Source organism: Sphingomonas sp., from assembly GCF_965200105.1.
Taxonomy (GTDB): Bacteria; Pseudomonadota; Alphaproteobacteria; order Sphingomonadales; family Sphingomonadaceae; genus Solisphingomonas.
In genome coordinates this window covers 702,014-719,475 of sequence record NZ_CBDATN010000002.1, presented here as the reverse complement: position 1 = coordinate 719,475, position 17,462 = coordinate 702,014, and the positions used below count along the sequence as shown (strand labels likewise).

General features: G+C 69.7%; 17 protein-coding genes and 1 tRNA gene. 6 read left to right on the top strand and 12 right to left on the bottom strand.

Annotation, left to right across the window (positions count from 1 at the left end; translation table 11 throughout):
- Positions 1-3 precede the first annotated feature (3 nt).
- Positions 4-1,302, top strand: coding sequence for a dihydrolipoamide acetyltransferase family protein (locus tag ACOFKX_RS04820; RefSeq protein ID WP_419825939.1), 1,299 nt, complete (start codon positions 4-6; stop codon positions 1,300-1,302).
- 9 nt (positions 1,303-1,311) lie between these two features.
- On the opposite strand, the gene ACOFKX_RS04815 is transcribed toward ACOFKX_RS04820, so the two are convergent.
- The 3 genes from ACOFKX_RS04815 to rpsA all read right to left on the bottom strand — a co-directional run bounded on the left by ACOFKX_RS04815 (position 1,312) and on the right by rpsA (position 3,801).
- Positions 1,312-1,393 (bottom strand) — tRNA-OTHER (locus ACOFKX_RS04815).
- A gap of 287 nt (positions 1,394-1,680) precedes the next feature.
- On the bottom strand, positions 1,681-1,959 hold the full coding sequence (locus tag ACOFKX_RS04810) for an integration host factor subunit beta (protein WP_419825938.1): 279 nt from the start codon (positions 1,957-1,959) through the stop codon (positions 1,681-1,683).
- A 129-nt stretch (positions 1,960-2,088) separates the two neighbouring features.
- A complete protein-coding gene (rpsA, locus tag ACOFKX_RS04805) occupies positions 2,089-3,801 on the bottom strand; it encodes a 30S ribosomal protein S1 (RefSeq protein ID WP_419825937.1) in 1,713 nt (570 codons plus the stop codon).
- A 324-nt stretch (positions 3,802-4,125) separates the two neighbouring features.
- Between rpsA and ACOFKX_RS04800 the strand changes: the two genes are divergently transcribed.
- A complete protein-coding gene (locus ACOFKX_RS04800; RefSeq protein ID WP_419825936.1) occupies positions 4,126-5,259 on the top strand; it encodes a PQQ-dependent sugar dehydrogenase in 1,134 nt (377 codons plus the stop codon).
- On the opposite strand, the gene murA is transcribed toward ACOFKX_RS04800, so the two are convergent.
- The 4 genes from murA to ACOFKX_RS04780 all read right to left on the bottom strand — a co-directional run bounded on the left by murA (position 5,256) and on the right by ACOFKX_RS04780 (position 8,536).
- Entirely contained in the window at positions 5,256-6,539 is a 1,284-nt protein-coding gene (gene murA / locus ACOFKX_RS04795; RefSeq protein ID WP_419825935.1) for a UDP-N-acetylglucosamine 1-carboxyvinyltransferase, read from the bottom strand. The genes ACOFKX_RS04800 and murA overlap by 4 nt on opposite strands.
- Before the next feature lie 60 nt (positions 6,540-6,599).
- Entirely contained in the window at positions 6,600-7,451 is an 852-nt protein-coding gene (locus tag ACOFKX_RS04790) for a class I mannose-6-phosphate isomerase (RefSeq protein WP_419825934.1), read from the bottom strand.
- 66 nt (positions 7,452-7,517) lie between these two features.
- Entirely contained in the window at positions 7,518-8,066 is a 549-nt protein-coding gene (locus ACOFKX_RS04785) for a hypothetical protein (RefSeq protein WP_419825933.1), read from the bottom strand.
- Positions 8,067-8,227: 161 nt separating this feature from the next.
- Complete coding sequence (locus tag ACOFKX_RS04780; RefSeq protein WP_419825932.1) at positions 8,228-8,536, bottom strand: hypothetical protein; 309 nt, start codon at positions 8,534-8,536, stop codon at positions 8,228-8,230.
- Positions 8,537-8,633: 97 nt separating this feature from the next.
- Between ACOFKX_RS04780 and trmB the strand changes: the two genes are divergently transcribed.
- Positions 8,634-9,323: a tRNA (guanine(46)-N(7))-methyltransferase TrmB gene (gene trmB, locus ACOFKX_RS04775; protein WP_419825931.1), complete on the top strand. Its 690-nt coding sequence runs from the start codon at positions 8,634-8,636 to the stop codon at positions 9,321-9,323.
- Between the two features lie 18 nt (positions 9,324-9,341).
- Here trmB and glpX read toward each other — a convergent pair whose 3' ends face one another.
- From glpX to ACOFKX_RS04755, 4 genes are all read right to left on the bottom strand, one after another.
- The gene (gene glpX / locus ACOFKX_RS04770) at positions 9,342-10,319 is read right to left on the bottom strand and encodes a class II fructose-bisphosphatase (protein WP_419825930.1); all 978 of its coding nucleotides are present in this window, start codon (positions 10,317-10,319) and stop codon (positions 9,342-9,344) included.
- Positions 10,320-10,421: 102 nt separating this feature from the next.
- Positions 10,422-11,729: a homoserine dehydrogenase gene (locus tag ACOFKX_RS04765; protein ID WP_419825929.1), complete on the bottom strand. Its 1,308-nt coding sequence runs from the start codon at positions 11,727-11,729 to the stop codon at positions 10,422-10,424.
- A gap of 70 nt (positions 11,730-11,799) precedes the next feature.
- A complete protein-coding gene (locus ACOFKX_RS04760) occupies positions 11,800-12,228 on the bottom strand; it encodes a glycine zipper 2TM domain-containing protein (RefSeq protein ID WP_419825928.1) in 429 nt (142 codons plus the stop codon).
- A 120-nt stretch (positions 12,229-12,348) separates the two neighbouring features.
- A complete protein-coding gene (locus ACOFKX_RS04755; RefSeq protein ID WP_419825927.1) occupies positions 12,349-13,566 on the bottom strand; it encodes an LL-diaminopimelate aminotransferase in 1,218 nt (405 codons plus the stop codon).
- 90 nt (positions 13,567-13,656) lie between these two features.
- On the opposite strand from ACOFKX_RS04755, the gene ACOFKX_RS04750 reads away from it, so the two are divergent.
- The 3 genes from ACOFKX_RS04750 (at position 13,657) to clpS (ending at position 16,660) form a co-directional block, all read left to right on the top strand.
- Positions 13,657-15,426, top strand: coding sequence for a PHA/PHB synthase family protein (locus tag ACOFKX_RS04750; RefSeq protein ID WP_419825926.1), 1,770 nt, complete (start codon positions 13,657-13,659; stop codon positions 15,424-15,426).
- Positions 15,427-15,561: 135 nt separating this feature from the next.
- Positions 15,562-16,122, top strand: coding sequence for a phasin family protein (locus ACOFKX_RS04745; protein WP_419825925.1), 561 nt, complete (start codon positions 15,562-15,564; stop codon positions 16,120-16,122).
- Positions 16,123-16,336: 214 nt separating this feature from the next.
- Positions 16,337-16,660, top strand: a complete 324-nt coding sequence (clpS, locus tag ACOFKX_RS04740; protein ID WP_419825924.1) for an ATP-dependent Clp protease adapter ClpS — start codon at positions 16,337-16,339, stop codon at positions 16,658-16,660.
- Positions 16,661-16,724: 64 nt separating this feature from the next.
- On the opposite strand, the gene ACOFKX_RS04735 is transcribed toward clpS, so the two are convergent.
- The gene (locus ACOFKX_RS04735) at positions 16,725-17,441 is read right to left on the bottom strand and encodes an NUDIX domain-containing protein (protein ID WP_419825923.1); all 717 of its coding nucleotides are present in this window, start codon (positions 17,439-17,441) and stop codon (positions 16,725-16,727) included.
- Between the last annotated feature and the right edge of the window lie 21 nt (positions 17,442-17,462).

Below are 17,462 nucleotides of genomic sequence, written 5' to 3'. Positions count from 1 at the left end.
GAGATGGCGCGTATCCCCTTCAGGTTGCCCGATATCGGAGAAGGCATAGCCGAGGCCGAGATCGTGGCGTGGCACGTCGCCGTCGGCGACATGGTCGAGGAGGACCAGCCGGTCGCCGACATGATGACCGACAAGGCGACGGTCGAGATGGCCTCGCCGGTATCGGGCCGCATCGTCGAACTGGCGGGCGCGGTCGGCGACCAGATCGCGATCGGCTCGACCCTGGCGCTGTTCGAGACCGAGGCCGAGGCGCCGACCGAGGCGAGCGTGCCTGCGACCGAGAGTCCGATCGGGGACGGCCCCGAGTCCCCAGAGGCGGTTCCGCCGAAGGATGCGGCGGTGACGCCGGTGGCGGTCGATGCCGTTCCGACCCGGGCGAAGCCGGACGCGGGCGCTGGAGCGCGGGCCAGTGGCACGAAAGTCCTGGCGTCGCCCGCCGTGCGCCAGCGTGCGAAGGATCTCGGCGTCGATCTCGCGGAGGTCCATGCCGCAGGCGACCGGGTTCGCCACGCCGATCTCGACGCCTTCCTGAAATATCGCGGGCAGACCGCTCCCGCTTCGACGGTGGCCGCGCCTCGATCGGCATCGGCGAACGCACCGATCGACGACGAGATCGAGGAGGTCCGGATCATCGGCCTGCGCCGGCGCATCGCCGACAACATGGCGGAGGCGAAACGCCGCATCCCGCACTTCGCCTATGTCGAGGAGACCGACGTCACCGCGCTGGAGGCGTTGCGTCAGGCGATGAACGAGGAGCGCGGCGAGCAGCCGAAGCTTACCATGTTGCCCTTCTTGATCCGCATGATCGTGGTCGCGGCGCGTGATTTCCCGATGGTCAATGCGCGCTTCGACGACGAGGCCGGCGTCGTCCGCCGCCATCGTGCCGTCCACCTGGGTATGGCGACGCAGACCGATGCCGGGCTGTCCGTGCCGGTGATCCGCGATGCGCAAACGCGCGACGTCTGGTCGCTGGCGGCGGAGGTCGTGCGGCTGGCGGACGCCACGCGGCGCGGCAAAACGGCGCGCGAGGAGCTCAGCGGCTCAACGATCACGCTCACCTCGCTGGGTGCGCTCGGCGGGATCGTCTCGACGCCCGTCATCAACCGGCCCGAGGTGGCGATCGTCGGCGTCAACCGCATGGTGGAGCGGCCGGTGGTCGTCGACGGGCGAATCGAAGTGCGGAAGATGATGAACCTGTCCTCGTCCTTCGACCATCGCGTGGTGGACGGGATGGACGCGGCGCGCTTCATCCAGGCTGCCAAGCGGCTGATCGAGGTGCCGGGGCTGCTGTTCGCGAACTGATCGGCGGATTGGTGCGGGTGGGGGGGCTCGAACCCCCACAGGCCGAGGCCTCACGGATTTTCATACCACTTCGGCTTGCGCCGCCGCCCGCCGGGCGTTCGTGGTCTGGACTATCCCTTCGCCCTGCTCCGTCGCCGGAGTTTAGGCGCCGCCCGTCTAGTCTCTACACCTTCCCACCGCCGGAATGATCCGGAGGCCGGCTTGGCTCGGGATTCCCACGAAGCGAGGGTTCCCCGAATTTGAGCGGTTCTGCACCGGCGGTTTCCCGCCGGGCACCCAAGTTCAGCTTAAGTCCGGCGCGTCTACCAATTCCGCCACACCCGCAACCATCGCCTGGATAGAGGATGACGCGAAGCTCGCCAAGAGCGGCACATAGCCTCACACGTTGAGGCGCGAGCGCATCTCCTTGCCCGGCTTGAAGTAAGGCACGCGCTTGGCGTCGACCAGCACCGCGTCGCCGGTGCGGGGATTGCGCCCCGTGCGCGCGTCGCGCGGCCGGGTGGAGAACGCGCCGAACCCGCGCAGCTCGACGCGGCCACCGTCCGCCAACTTCCCCGCAATGGCGTCAAAGACGACCGCGACCAGCCGCTCGACATCGCGCGGCCCCAGTGTCGGGTTTTGCTCGGCGAGGCGGCGGACAAGTTCGGAACGGATCATCGCGCCCGTCTTGCACAAATATAGGTTAATGTCACCCGGCGGGCGTCAGCCCGCGGCAAAAACGAAGACGCCCTCCCCGAGCCTGTCGGGAAGGGCGTCTCCTCGTCTCTCGACTTCGATAGCCGGTATCTAGTTGTTGTTCTGACGCGAGCGGAACGCCTCTCCGAGGATGTCGCCCAGCGACGCGCCCGAGTCGGACGAGCCGTACTGCGCCACCGCCTGCTTCTCCTCCGAGAGCTGGAGCGCCTTGATCGAGAAGGTCGGCTTCTTCGAACGATCGAAGCCCGTCACCTGCGCGTCGAACTTCTGTCCCACCTGGAAGCGCTCGGGCCGCTGCTCGTCGCGATCGCGGCCAAGATCGCCGCGGCGGATGAAGCCGGTGGCACCGTCCTCGCCGATCTGGACGTCGAGGCCCGCATCGCCGACGGACAGCACGGTGACGGTGACGGTCTGGCCACGCGTGACGCCGCCCTCGGACGCGGTGCCGCCGGCGGAGACGCCGCCGCGCTCGAGCTGCTTGATTCCGAGCGAGATGCGCTCCTTCTCGGCGTCGACGTCGAGCACCTGCGCCTGCACCGTCTCGCCCTTGTGGTGGAGCGCCAGCGCTTCCTCGCCGGTCATGCCCCACGAGATGTCGGACATGTGGACCATGCCGTCGACGTCGCCGTCGAGCCCGATGAACAGGCCGAACTCGGTGGAGTTCTTGACCTCGCCTTCGACGGTGGAGCCCACCGGATGCTGCTCGGCGAAGCGCTCCCACGGGTTCTGCTGCGCCTGCTTGAGGCCCAGCGAGATGCGGCGCTTGTCCTCGTCCACCTCCAGGATGACGACGTCGACCTCCTGGCTGGTGCTGACGATCTTGCCGGGATGCACGTTCTTCTTGGTCCAGCTCATCTCAGAGACGTGGACCAGCCCCTCTATGCCGGGCTCTAGCTCGACGAACGCGCCATATTCGGTGATGTTCGTCACGCGGCCGGTGAAGCGTCCCTCGATCGGGTACTTGGCGGACGCGCCCTCCCACGGATCGCTCTCGAGCTGCTTCATGCCGAGCGAGATGCGCTGCGTCTCGCGGTTGATGCGGATGATCTGCACCTTCACCGTGTCACCGATGTTGATGACCTCGGACGGGTGATTGACCCGCTTGTAGCTCATGTCGGTGACGTGGAGCAGGCCGTCGATGCCGCCGAGATCCACGAAGGCACCGTAGTCGGTGATGTTCTTGACGACGCCGTCGATCACCTGACCCTCGGCGAGCGACTGGATGAGGCCGGTGCGCTGCTCGGCGCGGGTCTCCTCCAGCACCGCTCGGCGCGAGACGACGATGTTGCCCCGGCGGCGGTCCATCTTGAGGATTTGGAAGGGCTGCGGCAGGTCCATCAGCGGCGTGACGTCGCGGACCGGACGGATGTCAACCTGGCTGCCGGGCAGGAAGGCGACGGCGCCGTTGAGGTCGACGGTAAAGCCGCCCTTCACGCGGCCGAAGATCACGCCCTCGACGCGCGCAGTCTTGCTGAACTCCTGCTCCAGCTTGTCCCACGCCGCCTCACGGCGCGCGCGGTCGCGCGACAGCATCGCCTCGCCATGCACGTTCTCGACGCGGTCGACATAGACCTCGACCTCGTCGCCGACATTCAGGTCGGGCTTCTGGCCGGGTACGGTCGCGAACTCGCGGAGCGGCACGCGCCCCTCGGACTTCAGGCCGACGTCGATCACCACGAGATCATTCTCGATCGCGGTGACGGTGCCCTTGACGACGCGGCCTTCGAAGCCGTCCGTGGTGCCGAGGGTCTGTTCGAGGAGCGCCGCGAAATCGTCGCGGGTGGGCTGGGCGGCTGTCGCCATAAAGAGTGCGTGTCCTACTCGTTCGTTCGTCCGGCCATCCGGTTGTCTCCGGAGGTCTTTGGCCGTGTCCGCCGCGCAGGCCGGATGCCGGCGCGGCCTCCGGCGCTCGGTCGGGCGGGGATGCGATGCGTAGAGGCCGCTCCTCAGGAGGAACCCGCCAGTGCGAAAAGGGCGCGTCGGCCAGCGACCTTAGCCGCTCTGCCCCGCGCCTGCCCCCGCGAGCACCGCCCGTCGGATATTGCGCGCATACTCCAATGGCGCGACGTCGGCAAGCGGCACGCACAAGCCCGCCCGGCGTTCGGTTGACCATAGGAGACGAGATCAGTGACGAGGGCGACAATGATGCTGGCGAGGGTGATGCTGGCGGCCGCGGTGCTCGGCGGAGGAGCGAGCTCGGCCGCGCCGCCGACCGCGCGGGCGGTGGAGCGCGTCTCGCCCGCGCGGCCGTTCGCCGCGACATCCGTCGCGACCTTCGACATGCCGTGGGCGATCGCCTTCCTGCCCGACGGGCGGATGCTGGTGACGGAGAAGCCGGGCAAGCTCTGGCTCGTCACGCAGGCCGGCGCCAAGCGGCAGATCGCGGGCGTGCCGCGCGTGAAATACAAGGGGCAGGGAGGCCTGCTCGACGTCGCGGTGTCGCCGCGCTTCGCGGCCGATCACGCGATCTATCTCAGCTATGCGGAGCCCGGCCGCGGCGGATCGAGCCTCGCGCTCGCACGCGCCACGCTGGCGGGCGGCACTCTCGGCGGGCTCACGGTGATCTGGCGGCAATTGCCGAAGGGCGACGGCGGACAGTTCGGCGGTTCGATCGCGTTCGACCCCGCGGGAACGCACCTGTTCCTCGCCAGCGGGGAGCGGATGCGGAAGACACCGGCTCAGGATCCGGCGCAGGCGCTGGGCAAGGTCCTGCGCCTGAACCTCGACGGATCGACGCCCCCAGACAATCCGATGGCGAAGGCGGGCGGGGTGCGCGCGCAGGCATTCTCGACCGGCCACCGCAATCCCTACGGCCTGGCCTTCGACGCGCGGGGCCGGTTGTGGGAGATCGAGATGGGCCCGCGGGGCGGGGACGAGCTCAACCTTATCCGACCGGGCGGCAATTATGGCTGGCCGGCGGTCTCCAACGGCATCAACTATGACGGCTCGCCGATCCCGAAGCACGCGACGCGGCCCGAGTTCGTGCCGCCGGTGCTGTGGTGGGATCCGGTGATCGCGCCGGCCGGGCTCGTGATCCACGACGGCAAGGCTTTCCCCCAGTGGCGCGGCTCCGCCTTCACCGGCGGACTCGCGTCCCAGGCGCTGGTGCGGATCGCGTTCGACGGCGTCTCCGCCCGGGAGGCGGAGCGGTGGGACATGGGGCACCGGATCCGCGACGTCGTCGAGGGACCGGACGGCGCGCTGTGGCTGATCGAGGACGAGGAGGGCGGGCGGCTGCTGAAGCTCACGCCGAAACGCTAGCCGTCGGCTTCGCGCTCGATGTCGGCGCCGACGGCGGAGAGCTTCTCCTCCAGCCGCTCGTAGCCACGGTCGAGATGGTAGACGCGGTGCACGCGCGTCTCACCCTCGGCCGCGAGGCCTGCGAGGACGAGGCTCATCGAGGCGCGCAGGTCGGTCGCCATCACCTCCGCACCGGTCAGACCGGCAACGCCGCGCACCACCGCGACGCGTCCGCGCGTCTGCACGTCCGCCCCCATCCGCGCGAGTTCGGGGACGTGCATGTAGCGGTTCTCGAAGATCGTCTCGGTAAGCACCGAGGCACCGTCGGCCAGCGCCAGCATCGCCATGAACTGCGCCTGCATGTCGGTGGGAAAGGCCGGGAAGGGCGCGGTGGAGAGGGTGAGCGGCTTCAACCGTCCGTCGCCCGTGACGCGGAGGCCCCCGTCCATCGCCTCGACGACGAGCCCCGCTTCCCCCAGCGCGTCGATGATCGCGGCCATGTCGTCGGCGCGCGCGCCGGCCAGCTCCAGCGAGCCTCCGGTGATCGCCGCGGCGCAGGCGTAGCTGCCCGCCTCGATGCGATCGGGCATCACGGCGTAGTCGGCGCCGTGGAGCGACGGCTTGCCGTGGACGACGATGCGCTCGCCACCGATCCCCTCGATCTCGGCGCCCATCGCCATCAGACACTCGCAAAGGTCGACGATCTCGGGCTCGCGCGCGGCGTTGTCGATCACGCTCTCGCCGTTCGCCAACGAGGCCGCCATCAGCGCGTTCTCGGTGGCGCCGACCGATACCACGGGGAAGGCGATGCGTCCGCCTCTCAGCCCGCCGTCGGGCGCGATGGCCCGCACATAGCCGGATGCGATCTCGATCCGTGCGCCCAGCGCCTCCATCGCCTTCAGGTGAAGGTCGATCGGCCGGTTGCCGATCGCGCAGCCGCCGGGCAGAGACACCGTGGCCTCGCCGGCACGCGCGATCAGCGGTCCCAGCACCAGGATCGAGGCGCGCATTTTGCGCACCATGTCGTAGGGCGCGGTGGTGGACGTGATGCGATCGGCCGTCAGCGTCATGGCGCGGCCGAACTCGGCGGGGCTGCCGCCGGCTATCGCGGTGGAGACGCCCATGCCGTTCAGCAGATGGCCGAAGCCGTCGACGTCGGCGAGGCGCGGCAGGTTGCGCAGCGTGAGCGGCTGGTCGGTCAGCAGCGCGCACGGCAGCAGCGTCAGCGCCGCGTTCTTGGCACCGGAAATGGGAATGCGGCCGGAGAGGCGGCGCCCGCCACGTATGACGATCCTGTCCATCGCCGCGCCTTAGACCGGCATCCAGAGGTTGGGAAGGCGGCCGCCCGGCAGCGCGCCGGTTCAGCTCACCAGCATGTCGATAGCGGCGGCGCCGGGATAGGCGATCAGCAGGTCCGCGCCCTCCTCCAGCGCGAACGGCACCGCCTCGTCGACGAGCCACACCCCGCCGGGCGCTACGCTCTCGCCGCCCGCCTGAGCCTCGCCGCCGAGCGGCACGAGCCACAGCGGTCGCGCGCGCGTCGCGGCGAGCGTGCCCGTCGCCGGCTTCGTCCAGCGTTCGACGACGAACTTGTCGCCCGCCGCGAGCAGCCGCCGCCCGTCCGCCAGCTCGCGCGGCTGGAAGGGCGCGACGTAGGGCACCGGGTCCGCCACCGCGACCGCGTCGTCGAGGTGCAGCTCGCGGTCGCTGCCGTAATCGTAGAGCCGGTAGGTGAGATCGACATTCTGCTGGATCTCGATAACCACCAACCCCGGCCCGATCGCGTGGACAGTGTCGGCCGGCGAGTACCAGAACTCGCCCGGCTTCACCGTCTTCCAATCGATATCGTCCTCGATCGAGCCGTCGAGCGCCGCCGCCCGCAGCTCGTCTCTGGTCATCGGCTTCAGCATGCCGATACCGATAGTGGCGTGCGGCTCGGCGGAAAGGATCTGCCACGCCTCGCTCTTGCCTCGCGGATAGCCCTTGGCGCGCGCGCCGGCGTCGTCGGGATGGACCTGCACCGACAGCTTCTGGCTGGTGAAGAGATATTTGACGAGAAGCTCGGGATCGGTCTCGCCATCGTCCTGCGGCGCCTGGAACCAGACCTCGCCCACCGGCTGCCCGCCTTCCGGCACGTCGGCGAAGCCGGGCCATAGGTCGTGACGGCCCCATGGCTTCTCGACGCGCTTGGTCTCTAGGCGGATCGCGGGCATCGGACACTCCAGGACGGGCTGTGATGCCCGAACGTGCCCGCGATCAAAGCGTTTCGTGCGACGTCGTCAGTTCGCCAGCCGCATGTCGACCTTCTCGACCCATTCGGGGAAGAAGCTGGGTTCGCGTGCGGACCAGCCGGCGGCCGTCGCGGCGGCCTCGCTGATCGACTGGAGGAGCTTGCGGCGACGCTCGGGGTGGAGGTGCGGCAGCGCGGCGGCGGCGCAGAACGCGCCGGGCAGCCACGGGCGCACGGGCGCGCCAAGCAGCCGCTCGTAGAGAAAGCGATAGGCGCCGAAGCTCTCCAGCCGATCCTGCCCCAGATCGAAGGCGGAGAGGGTGACGAGCGGCGCCATGAACGGTTCGACCGAGTCGAGCCCGCTGTCGTCGGGGATGATCGTGCGCAACGCGTCGAGCCGGCCGTAGATGCGGACCTGCGCGCGGATGCTAGCGGCCTCGACCACGTCGCGCGACCAGCGGGTGAGCGCGTCCTCGCGCTCCAGTCCGATGTCCAGCGAGCGCCGGATGTAACGCTGGGTGGCAGCGGGGAAGGAGGCGAACTCCTTCATTTCCGCCAGCGTCATCGCTCCGTCCGCCGGCCGTGCTCGTGTGCCCATGGCGCTTCCCCACGCGTTTGCGGCGACATGGTTAACTCCGGGAACTTACCGGGTGATTAACCACGCCCCTCCCATACGAGAGGAAGCATGCTTCCTGTTGCGACGCAACATCCAGGATGATGCCTTGTCGCTATGAGCGTAGGGAAATCGCGTACCGAGGATCAGCCGCCGCGCTCCTCGGCCAGGCGGCGCTCCTCCTCCTCGTCGAAGCCCGTGGACGGCACCGGATGATCCGCGCCCGGCTGCGTGTTCGCCGGTGCATCGGAACTCGGGAAGGTCTCGTCCAGGCCGATGTCGAGCTTGGCGTCGGGATCGGAGGGATCTTCCTTGAGCTTGTCGTGGCTGTCGGCGTCAAGGCCTTCGCGGACCTCGGGCGTCGCTGGCGGGGCATCCTCATCGGCAGGAACGGGGGGCGACACCGCGATGCCTTCGAGGGCCTTGTCCTCCTGGCTGTTGCCTGACGTCGTCATGGTCCGTCTCCTTGCGTCGGACGCGGTCAACGAGCCGCGTCGAGGCGCGTTCCGGTGCGCGTGCATCTACGCCCGGCGCCCGCTACAGGCGCCCGCGATGAATGATCCGCTGACGATCCGCCGCCTCTACGGCCGCCGCCAAGGCCATGCCTTGCGACAGGCGCAGGCGGAGCTGGTCGAGACTCTCCTTCCGCGGCTGGCCGTACCCGACGGTCCGCTCGATGCCCGCGCGCTGTTCGGTGGAGATCGCCCGCTGGCGCTGGAGATCGGATTCGGCAAGGGCGAGCATCTCGGGGCACAGGCGGCATGGGCACCCGAGACGGGCTTCGTCGCCTGCGAGCCGTTCCTCGACGGCATGGTCGGCGCGCTGGCGCAGGTGCGCGAACGACGCCTCGACAATGTCCGCCTCCACCTCGGCGACGCGCTGGACGTGTTGGAGCGGCTGCCCGACGCCAGCCTGTCGGCGGCCTGGCTGCTCCATCCCGATCCCTGGCCGAAAGCACGCCACGCCAAGCGCCGCTTCATGAACGCGGGCCCGATCGGGCTGCTCGCCGCCAAGATGGCGCCGGGGGCGGAGTTCCGCTTCGGCACCGACCATCCGGTCTACTGCCGATGGGCGATGATGGTCATGGCGGCGATGCCGCAATTCGAGTGGCTGGCGGATGGACCCCGCGACTTCCTCGTGCGTCCCGACGACTGGCCCGAGACGCGCTACGAGGCCAAGGCGCGCGCCAAGGGGCACGAGGTCTGGTATTTCCGGTACCGGCGAACGCGCGCGCCGGCCTGAGCCAGCGCGTGCGCTCGTTCAGCGGCGATGCTCGCCCTTCACCCAGCGCACCGTGCGCGAGGAGGCGCGCATCACCACGCTGTCGGTGGTGATCGCGCCCTTGCGGTGCTTGACCCCGCCGAGCAGCGAGCCGTCGGTGACGCCGGTCGCGGCGAAGATCGCGTCGCCTTTCACGAGATCGTCGAGCGTGTAGATGCGCTCGAGATCGGTCACGCCCCACTTGGCGGCGCGCGCCCGCTCGTCGTCGTTGCGGAACACCAGCCGGCCCTCGAACTGGCCGCCGACGCAGCGCAGCGCGGCGGCCGCGAGCACGCCCTCGGGCGCGCCGCCCTGGCCCATGTACATGTCGATCGTGGTCTCGGGGTTGGTCACCGCGATCACGCCGGCGACGTCGCCGTCGGGGATGAGATGGACGCCGCAGCCGATCGCGCGCAGCTCCGAGATGATCGCCTCGTGGCGCGGGCGATCGAGTACGCAGACGACGATCTCGTGCGGATCGACGCCTTTCGCCTTCGCCAGCGCCTCGACATTCTGCGTCGGCGACTTGTCGAGCCCGACGAGGCCGGGCTCGAAGCCGGGGCCGATCGCCAGCTTGTCCATGTAGACGTCGGGCGCGTTGAGCAGGCCGCCCTCCTCGGCGATGGCGAGCACGGCCAGCGCGTTGGGGCTGGCCTTGGCGGTCAGCGTCGTGCCCTCCAGCGGATCGAGCGCGATGTCGATCCTGGGCGCGCCCTCGCCGCCGCGGCCGACCTTCTCGCCGATATACAGCATCGGCGCCTCGTCGCGCTCGCCCTCGCCGATCACCACCGTACCGTCGAACTCGAGCTCGTTAAACGCGGCGCGCATCGCCTCGACGGCGGCGGCATCGGCGGCCTTCTCGTCGCCGCGACCGACGAGGCGGGCGGCGGCGATCGCGGCCGCCTCCGTCACGCGCACCATCTCGAGGACGAGGACGCGGTCGAGCGCGTTGCTTGCGGCGATCGGATCGGCTGACATGGGGCTCCTCGGGTCTGGCAGGCGGCGAGCGTTAGGGGAGGGCCGCGACGATGTCGAGGCGAGGAGGCGCACCACTGTCCCGACCCGTCACAGATCGAGCCGTCAAAGATCGAGGATGTGCATGAGCAGCGGCTTGCCCGTCAGGCTGGAGGAACCTTCCAGCCGGGCGAGCGCGTCCGCGACGCACCGCTCCGGCCCCTCATGGGTGACGAGCGCCACCAGCACGCCGCCGTCCGGCGCGCGCCCGCGCTGGATGAGGCTCTCGATCGAGACGTTGGCGTCGCGCATGGCGGCGGTGATCTCGGCGAGCACGCCCGGTCGGTCGGCGACCGAGAAGCGGAGATAGGCGCGGCCCCGCCGCTCGCCCGCCGCCGCCGCCGGCATCGCGACCAATCCGTCGACCGGCATCGCGAAGGCGGGGCCGGTGCGACCGCGCGCGATGTCGACGAGGTCCGCCACTACCGCGCTCGCGGTCGGTCCCCCGCCGGCCCCGCGGCCCTCGAAGGTGAGCCGTCCCACGAAGTCGCCCTCCGCCACGACGGCGTTGAGCGAGCCCGTGACGTGCGCCAGCGGATGGGAGAGCGGCACGAGACACGGGTGGACACGCTGGAACAGGCCCGCGGTCGCGCTGCCCTCGGGTGCCGTCTCGGCGAGGCCGACGAGGCGGATGCGGTAGCCCAGCGCCGCCGCCTGCGCGATGTCGGCGGCGAGCACGGCGCGGATGCCCGATGTCGCGACCGAGGCGAAGTCGATCCGCGAGCCGAACGCGATCGAGGCGAGGATCGCCAGCTTGTGCGCGGTGTCTACGCCGTCGATATCGAAGGAGGGATCGGCTTCGGCATAGCCCAGCCGCTGCGCCTCGGCGAGGACGTCGGCGAAGTCTCGCCCCTCGCTCTCCATGGTCGAGAGGATGAAGTTGCAGGTGCCGTTGAGGATGCCGTAGACACGCCCGAGCGCGTTGGCGGCGGCGCCCTCGCTCAACCCCTTCACCACGGGGATGCCACCCGCCACCGCCGCCTCGTAGCGTAGCGCCAGACCCGCCTGCTCGGCGGCGGCGGCGAGTTCGAGGCCGTGGTGCGCGATCATCGCCTTGTTGGCGGTGACGAGGTGCTTGCCCGCGCCGAGAGCGCCACGTGCCAGCGTCAGGGCCGGGCCGTCCGACCCGCCGATCAGTTCGACCACCACGTCGACGTCGTCGCGCGCGGCGAGAGCGGTCGCATCGTCCACCCAGTCGAACCGCGTGAGACCGAAGCCGCGATCAAGGGCGCGATCCCGAGCGGAGACGGCGACGACCTCGATGGGCTTGCCGGCCCGCCGGCCGATCAGCGCGGCGTTGGCGTCGAGCAGCTTGACGACGCCCGCGCCCACCGTGCCGAGCCCCGCCAGCGCGACGCGCACCTTGTCCTTCATGGCCGAACCGTCCTCCCGCCGCCTGGCGTCTCCGCTGGCACGACGGGAGGGCGGGTTCAAGCGTAGCGGATCAGCGGCACTTCACGTTGCCGCGATCGATCGAGCGGCCGAGCAGCGCGCCGCCGCCCGCGCCGAGCAGCGTGCCGAGCGTGCCGCCGCCGAGCAGGTTGCCCGCCACGCCGCCGCCTACTGCGCCGATCACGAGCCCGGTCGTGCCGTCGTTGCGCTTGCAGTAGTAGCGCCCGTCGCGGCCGCGATAGACCTGATCGTCACGGCCCATGCGCCGCGCGCGATAGTTGCCGCGGCGGTAATCGTCGCGCGGGTTCCAGCCGTTGCGATCGCCGTGCCAGCCATGATCGCCGCGATCGTAGCCGCCGCGATCGTAGCTGCTACGGTCGTAGCTGCCGCGATCGTCGCGGTACTGCGCCGTCGCCGGCTCGACCGCCACGCCCGTTGCCGCCGTCGCGGTCAGCGCCATCGCCAGCATCATTGTCCTCATCTCGCCACTCCTTGCGTCCACCCGCTCAACCGACCCCGTCGCCCGTTGGTTGCGGGCACGGAGCGGTAGGCTAGCCGGCGTGGCCAGCGGCTGAACGCCCCCGTCAGCGTCGCGACAGGATCAGACGGCGCGACGCTGCCGCAACGTGGGGACGTTGACCCCCATCTGCTGGAGGTAACGCTTCACGTTGCGCGCAGCCTGGCGCAGCCGGTGCTCGTTCTCGACGAGTGCCAGGCGCACATAGCCCTCGCCCTCCTCGCCGAAGCCGACGCCCGGCGCCACCGCCACCTGCGCGTGGGTGAGGAGCTGCTTGGAGAACTCCATGGAGCCGAGATGCGCGAGCGCCGGCGGGATCGGCGCCCAGGCGAACATCGAGGCCTCCGGCGAGGGGATCTCCCACCCGGCGCGGCCGAAGCTCTCCACCATCACGTCGCGCCTGCGCTTGTAGAGCTGGCGGTTGGCCTCGACGATGTCCTGGGGCCCGTTGATCGCCGCCACGGCCGCCGCCTGGATCGGAGTGAAGGCGCCGTAATCGAGATAGGATTTCACCCGCGTCAGCGCCGCGATCAGCGTGCGGTTGCCCACCGCGAAGCCCATCCGCCAGCCCGCCATCGAGTAGGTCTTGGACATCGAGGTGAACTCGATCGCCACGTCCCTGGCGCCGGGCACCTGGAGGATCGAGGGCGTCGGCGTATCGCCGAAGTAGATCTCCGAGTAAGCGAGGTCGGAGATCACCCACAATTTATGCTTGCGGGCGAAGCGCACGACCTCCTCGTAGAAGGCGAGATCCGCCACGTAGGCGGTGGGGTTGGACGGGTAGCCCATCACCAGCACCGAAGGCTTGGGCACCGTATAGGCGACGGCGTGTTCCAGCCGGCGGAAGAAGTCCGGCCCCGGCGCGGCCGGGATCGAGCGGATCGCGGCGCCCGCGATGATGAAGCCGAAGGTGTGAATCGGATAGCTGGGATTGGGCGCCAGCACGACGTCGCCGGGCGCGGTGATCGCCTGCGCCAGGTTGGCGAGCCCCTCCTTGGAGCCGAGCGTCACGACCACCTCGCTCTCGGGATCGAGCTCGACTCCGAAGCGGCGGGCGTAGTAGCCGGCCTGCGCCTTGCGCAGGCCCGCGATGCCGCGCGAGGCGGAGTAGCCGTGCGCGTTGGGATCGCGCGCCACCTCGACGAGTTTCTCGATGACGTGCGGCGCGGGCGCTCCGTCGGGGTTGCCCATGCCGAGATCGACGATGTCCTGCCCCGCCGAGCGCGCGGCCGCCTTCATCGCGTTCACTTCGGCGAACACATAGGGCGGCAGGCGACGGATGCGGTAGAAGTCGTCGTTCATGGGTGAGCCTTCCGGCGGGTCGTGAACACGGGCCAATCGCGCTATAGCGCAGGGCAAGCGATCGGCACAGGCGTGATGAGGAGTTCGGCGATGCCCGATGAGCAGAAGACCGTCGAGGCCGCCGCGCCCGACTTTCCGATTCCCAGTCTCGCCGAGCTGCAGCACTGGACCGGCGTGATCGGCCGCGCGCAGCAGATGATGCTGGAACATGGCCTGAAAGCCGGTGCCGCGCCGCCGCCGATGCCCAACATGGGCGCCCTGTTCGCGCAATGGCCGGCGAGCGCCAGCTTCGACATCGGCAAGCTCGCCGCCGTCCAGTCCGACTTCTGGCGCGACAGCGTGGCGATGTGGCAGCGCTTCCTCGTCCCCGCCGCCGAGCCGGCGCCCGAGACCGACAAGCGCTTCAAGGACGCGGCCTGGGCCTCTCACCCCGCCTTCGCGCTGATCCGCCAGGCCTACGCGATCGCCGCCGATACGCTGATCGCCCAAGTCGACGCGGTGGACGGCATCTCGGACCGGCAGCGCGAGCAGCTCCGCTTCGCGACGCGCAGCTTCGTGGAGGCGGCGTCGCCCGCCAACTTCCTCCTCACCAACCCGCAGGCACTGACGCGCGCGATCGAGACGCGCGGCGAGAGCCTGCTCAAGGGTTTGGAGAACCTGTTGCGCGATCTCGGGCGCGGCCAGCTCAGCCACACCGCCGCGAACGCCTTCGAGATCGGCCGCGACATCGCCGCGACCCCCGGCAAGGTGATCCACGAGACGCCGCTCTACCAGCTCATCCAGTACGCGCCCTCCACGGGGCGGGTGGACGCGACGCCCGTGGTGATCTTCCCGCCGTGGATCAACCGCTTCTACATCCTCGATCTCGGCCCGAAGAAGAGCTTCGTCCGCTGGGCGGTGGCGCAGGGGCTGACCGTGTTCATGGTCTCCTGGAAGAGCGCCGACGCCGAGACCGCCGACACCCATCTCGACGATTATGTCGCGGCGCAGATCGAGGCGGTGGACATCGCGCGCGAGGTTTTGGGCGTCGAGAGCGCGCACGTGATCGGCTACTGCGTGGCGGGCACGGTGCTCGCGGCCACGCTGGCGTTGCTCGCGGCGCGCGGAGAGGCCGACAAGGTGGCGTCGGCCACCTTCTTCACCGCGCAGGTGGACTTCGAGCGGGCAGGCGATCTCTCGCTGCTCATCGCCGACCCGACGCTCGGCCTGATCGGGACGCTCGCGGAGGAGACCGGCGTCACCGACGGCCGCTATCTCGCCGCCGCGTTCAACCTGCTGCGCTCGCGCGACCTCGTCTGGAACTATGTGTCGGCCAACTATCTGCTCGGCGAGGAGTATCAGGCATTCGACCTGCTGCACTGGAACGGTGACGTCACCAACCTGCCGGGCCGCTGGCATCACGACTATCTACGCGACTTCTACCGCGACAACCGGCTCGTCGTGCCCGGCGGGATCACGATCATGGGAACGCCGATCAACCTGACGACGGTCGCGACCCCCGCCTACGTCCAGGCCGGACGAGAGGACCATATCGCGCCCGCCGAGAGCGTGTGGAAGCTCACCGAGCATTTTGCCGGCCCGATGCGCTTCGTGCTGGCGGGTTCGGGGCATATCGCGGGCGTCGTTAATCCGCCGGCGGCGGGCAAGTACCAGTTCTGGACCGCCGAGGAGCCGGCCGCGTCGCTTGCCGAGTTCGTGTCGCGCGCTACCGAGACGAAGGGCAGTTGGTGGCCACACTGGCGCACCTGGATCGACGAGCGGTCCGGCGGGGACGTCGCCGCCGATGGCGCGAGGGTGCCGGGGCAGGGCAGCCGCACCCCGATCGAGGATGCGCCAGGCCGCTACGTGCGCGCGCGCTAAACACGGTTGTTGCAGCGCACAATCCGGCTTGTAAAAGGCAGCTGAATGTCATATTGCGCTGCAACATGAAGCGGGAGTTGCTGCATGGTTGTGTCTAATCTGATCTCCGCCGCAGCCGAGAATCTGGGCCGACTCGTGCCGGCGCCTACCGCGTCCAGCGCGAATGCCGAGGCGCCGGTTACCGCTGATCGTCCGCTGGACACCAACGTCTCTTCCACCGACGCCAACAAGGGAATCGCCGCCATGGCCACCGCGTTCAACACTCCCCCGTTCGCCGCCGACAATGTCCAGAACCTGTTCGGCGACATGCGCGACCGTGCCAAGACCTCTATGGAAAAGGGCGCCAAGGTTGCTGAAGAGCTTGGCGAGTTCGCCAAGGGCAATGTTGAGGCGTTCATGACGTCGGGCCGCGTTGCCGCCAAAGGCGTCGAGACGCTCGGCCAGGAAGCCGTCGACTATGGGAAGAAGAGCTTCGAGAGCGCGTCCAACGCGGTGAAGGGCTTCGCGGCCGCCAAGTCGCCGACCGAGCTGTTCCAGCTCCAGTCGGACTACGCCCGCTCGTCGTTCGACGCGATGGTCGCCGAAGGTTCGCGCGTTACGGAGGCGTGGGTGAAGCTCGCCGGCGAGGTCATGCAGCCGCTGTCCACCCGCCTGGCGGTCGCCGCCGAGAAGGTAAAGGCGCCCACGATCGGCTGATCGCCGGCTGGCCTTCTGCTTGCTGCAAGGGCGGTCGCTCCGAGGTGGAGCGGCCGCCCTTTCTCGTCGCGACGGATCGTCCTTCGCGGGAGGATGGAGTGAGAGAGAAGGCGGATTTGCGCCCTTGCCGTCCGATGGCGCGATGCCATATCGTTCGATCCCAATACTATCGAGGGCAGGCGACAGGGTGAGGCGCGCGATCGATCCGCGAGCGATGGCCGGGAAGGACCGTGGCGGCGACGAGTCCGGCACGGGCGTCGCGACGCGCACCCGCACGCGCACCAAGAAGCCGTCACTCTACAAGGTGCTGATGCTCAACGACGATTACACGCCGATGGAGTTCGTCGTCCTCTGTCTCCAACGTTTCTTCCGCATGAACATCGAGGATGCGACGCGGGTGATGCTCCACGTCCACCAGAAGGGTGTGGGCGTGTGCGGCGTATTCAGCCACGAGGTCGCCGAGACCAAGGCGACGCAGGTGGTCGACTTCGCGCGGCAGAACCAGCATCCGTTGCAGTGCACGATCGAGAAGGCCTGAAGCGGGCGGCGATGGCGTGGTGCGGGTTCGGTTTCGTCAATCGGACGGCTGATCCCACGCCGCGCTACCCGTCGATGCCCGGCATGGTCCTCTCCTCCGCCAACGGATAGCCCGCGTCCCCGGGGATGCACAGCCAATCGCCGTCGGCGCGCCGCTCGACCCGCGCGTCGATGATGCGGTCGATCGTCGCGTGAGCGTCGGCGGCCGCCTCCGCCGCGCCGCCGAACAGCGCCAGCCGGTCGAGCAGCCGCCGGGTCGGGAACAGCGCGTGCGCCTCGCCCGCGCGCACCTGCGCCGCAACGGCGACGGCTTTGGCCCAGAACACGCGCGCCGTCTCGCCGCCGTCCGCCACGGCGTCGGCGCCGACGGGCGCCTCGGCGACGTAGAAGCGCGTGTCGAAGCGGCGCGGCGCGCTCGCCGGCGGCCGCCACCTTGCGAACGGCGCGATACGGGCGAGATCGGGTGGCGCGGCGACGACCGCGGCGTGGAAGTCGCCCTCGACGGATCCGATGCCGATGGCGACGCCCGTCTCCTCCCATGTCTCGCGGAGCGCGGCGATGCGCGCCGCCGCGTCGGCCGGGCTCAATGCGGGGTAGAGCGAGGCCAGCGCCTCGTCGCCGGGATCGACGCGGCCGCCGGGGAACGCGCAGGCGCCGCCGCCGAACCGAAGCGCCTTCGCGCGTTCCACGAACAGGATGTCGGGCGGCTCGCCGGCCGCGCCCGCGCGCATCAGGATCAGCGACGCGGCCGGGATCGCCTCCCTCTCGTCGGTATCGGCCATCGTCCTTCCGCCTAGTGGGCG

Excerpts from the sequence above, each read along its gene's own strand:
- ACOFKX_RS04750 (WP_419825926.1), top strand. The coding sequence starts at position 13,657 with ATGCCCGATGAGCAGAAGACCGTCGAGGCCGCCGCGCCCGACTTTCCG.
- ACOFKX_RS04755 (WP_419825927.1), bottom strand. The coding sequence starts at position 13,566 with ATGAACGACGACTTCTACCGCATCCGTCGCCTGCCGCCCTATGTGTTC.
- glpX (WP_419825930.1), bottom strand. The coding sequence starts at position 10,319 with ATGTCAGCCGATCCGATCGCCGCAAGCAACGCGCTCGACCGCGTCCTC.
- ACOFKX_RS04760 (WP_419825928.1), bottom strand. The coding sequence starts at position 12,228 with ATGAGGACAATGATGCTGGCGATGGCGCTGACCGCGACGGCGGCAACG.
- ACOFKX_RS04735 (WP_419825923.1), bottom strand. The coding sequence starts at position 17,441 with ATGGCCGATACCGACGAGAGGGAGGCGATCCCGGCCGCGTCGCTGATC.
- ACOFKX_RS04790 (WP_419825934.1), bottom strand. The coding sequence starts at position 7,451 with ATGCCCGCGATCCGCCTAGAGACCAAGCGCGTCGAGAAGCCATGGGGC.
- ACOFKX_RS04765 (WP_419825929.1), bottom strand. The coding sequence starts at position 11,729 with ATGAAGGACAAGGTGCGCGTCGCGCTGGCGGGGCTCGGCACGGTGGGC.
- trmB (WP_419825931.1), top strand. The coding sequence starts at position 8,634 with ATGAATGATCCGCTGACGATCCGCCGCCTCTACGGCCGCCGCCAAGGC.
- ACOFKX_RS04780 (WP_419825932.1), bottom strand. The coding sequence starts at position 8,536 with ATGACGACGTCAGGCAACAGCCAGGAGGACAAGGCCCTCGAAGGCATC.
- ACOFKX_RS04785 (WP_419825933.1), bottom strand. The coding sequence starts at position 8,066 with ATGGGCACACGAGCACGGCCGGCGGACGGAGCGATGACGCTGGCGGAA.
- rpsA (WP_419825937.1), bottom strand. The coding sequence starts at position 3,801 with ATGGCGACAGCCGCCCAGCCCACCCGCGACGATTTCGCGGCGCTCCTC.
- murA (WP_419825935.1), bottom strand. The coding sequence starts at position 6,539 with ATGGACAGGATCGTCATACGTGGCGGGCGCCGCCTCTCCGGCCGCATT.
- ACOFKX_RS04810 (WP_419825938.1), bottom strand. The coding sequence starts at position 1,959 with ATGATCCGTTCCGAACTTGTCCGCCGCCTCGCCGAGCAAAACCCGACA.
- clpS (WP_419825924.1), top strand. The coding sequence starts at position 16,337 with ATGGCCGGGAAGGACCGTGGCGGCGACGAGTCCGGCACGGGCGTCGCG.
- ACOFKX_RS04820 (WP_419825939.1), top strand. The coding sequence starts at position 4 with ATGGCGCGTATCCCCTTCAGGTTGCCCGATATCGGAGAAGGCATAGCC.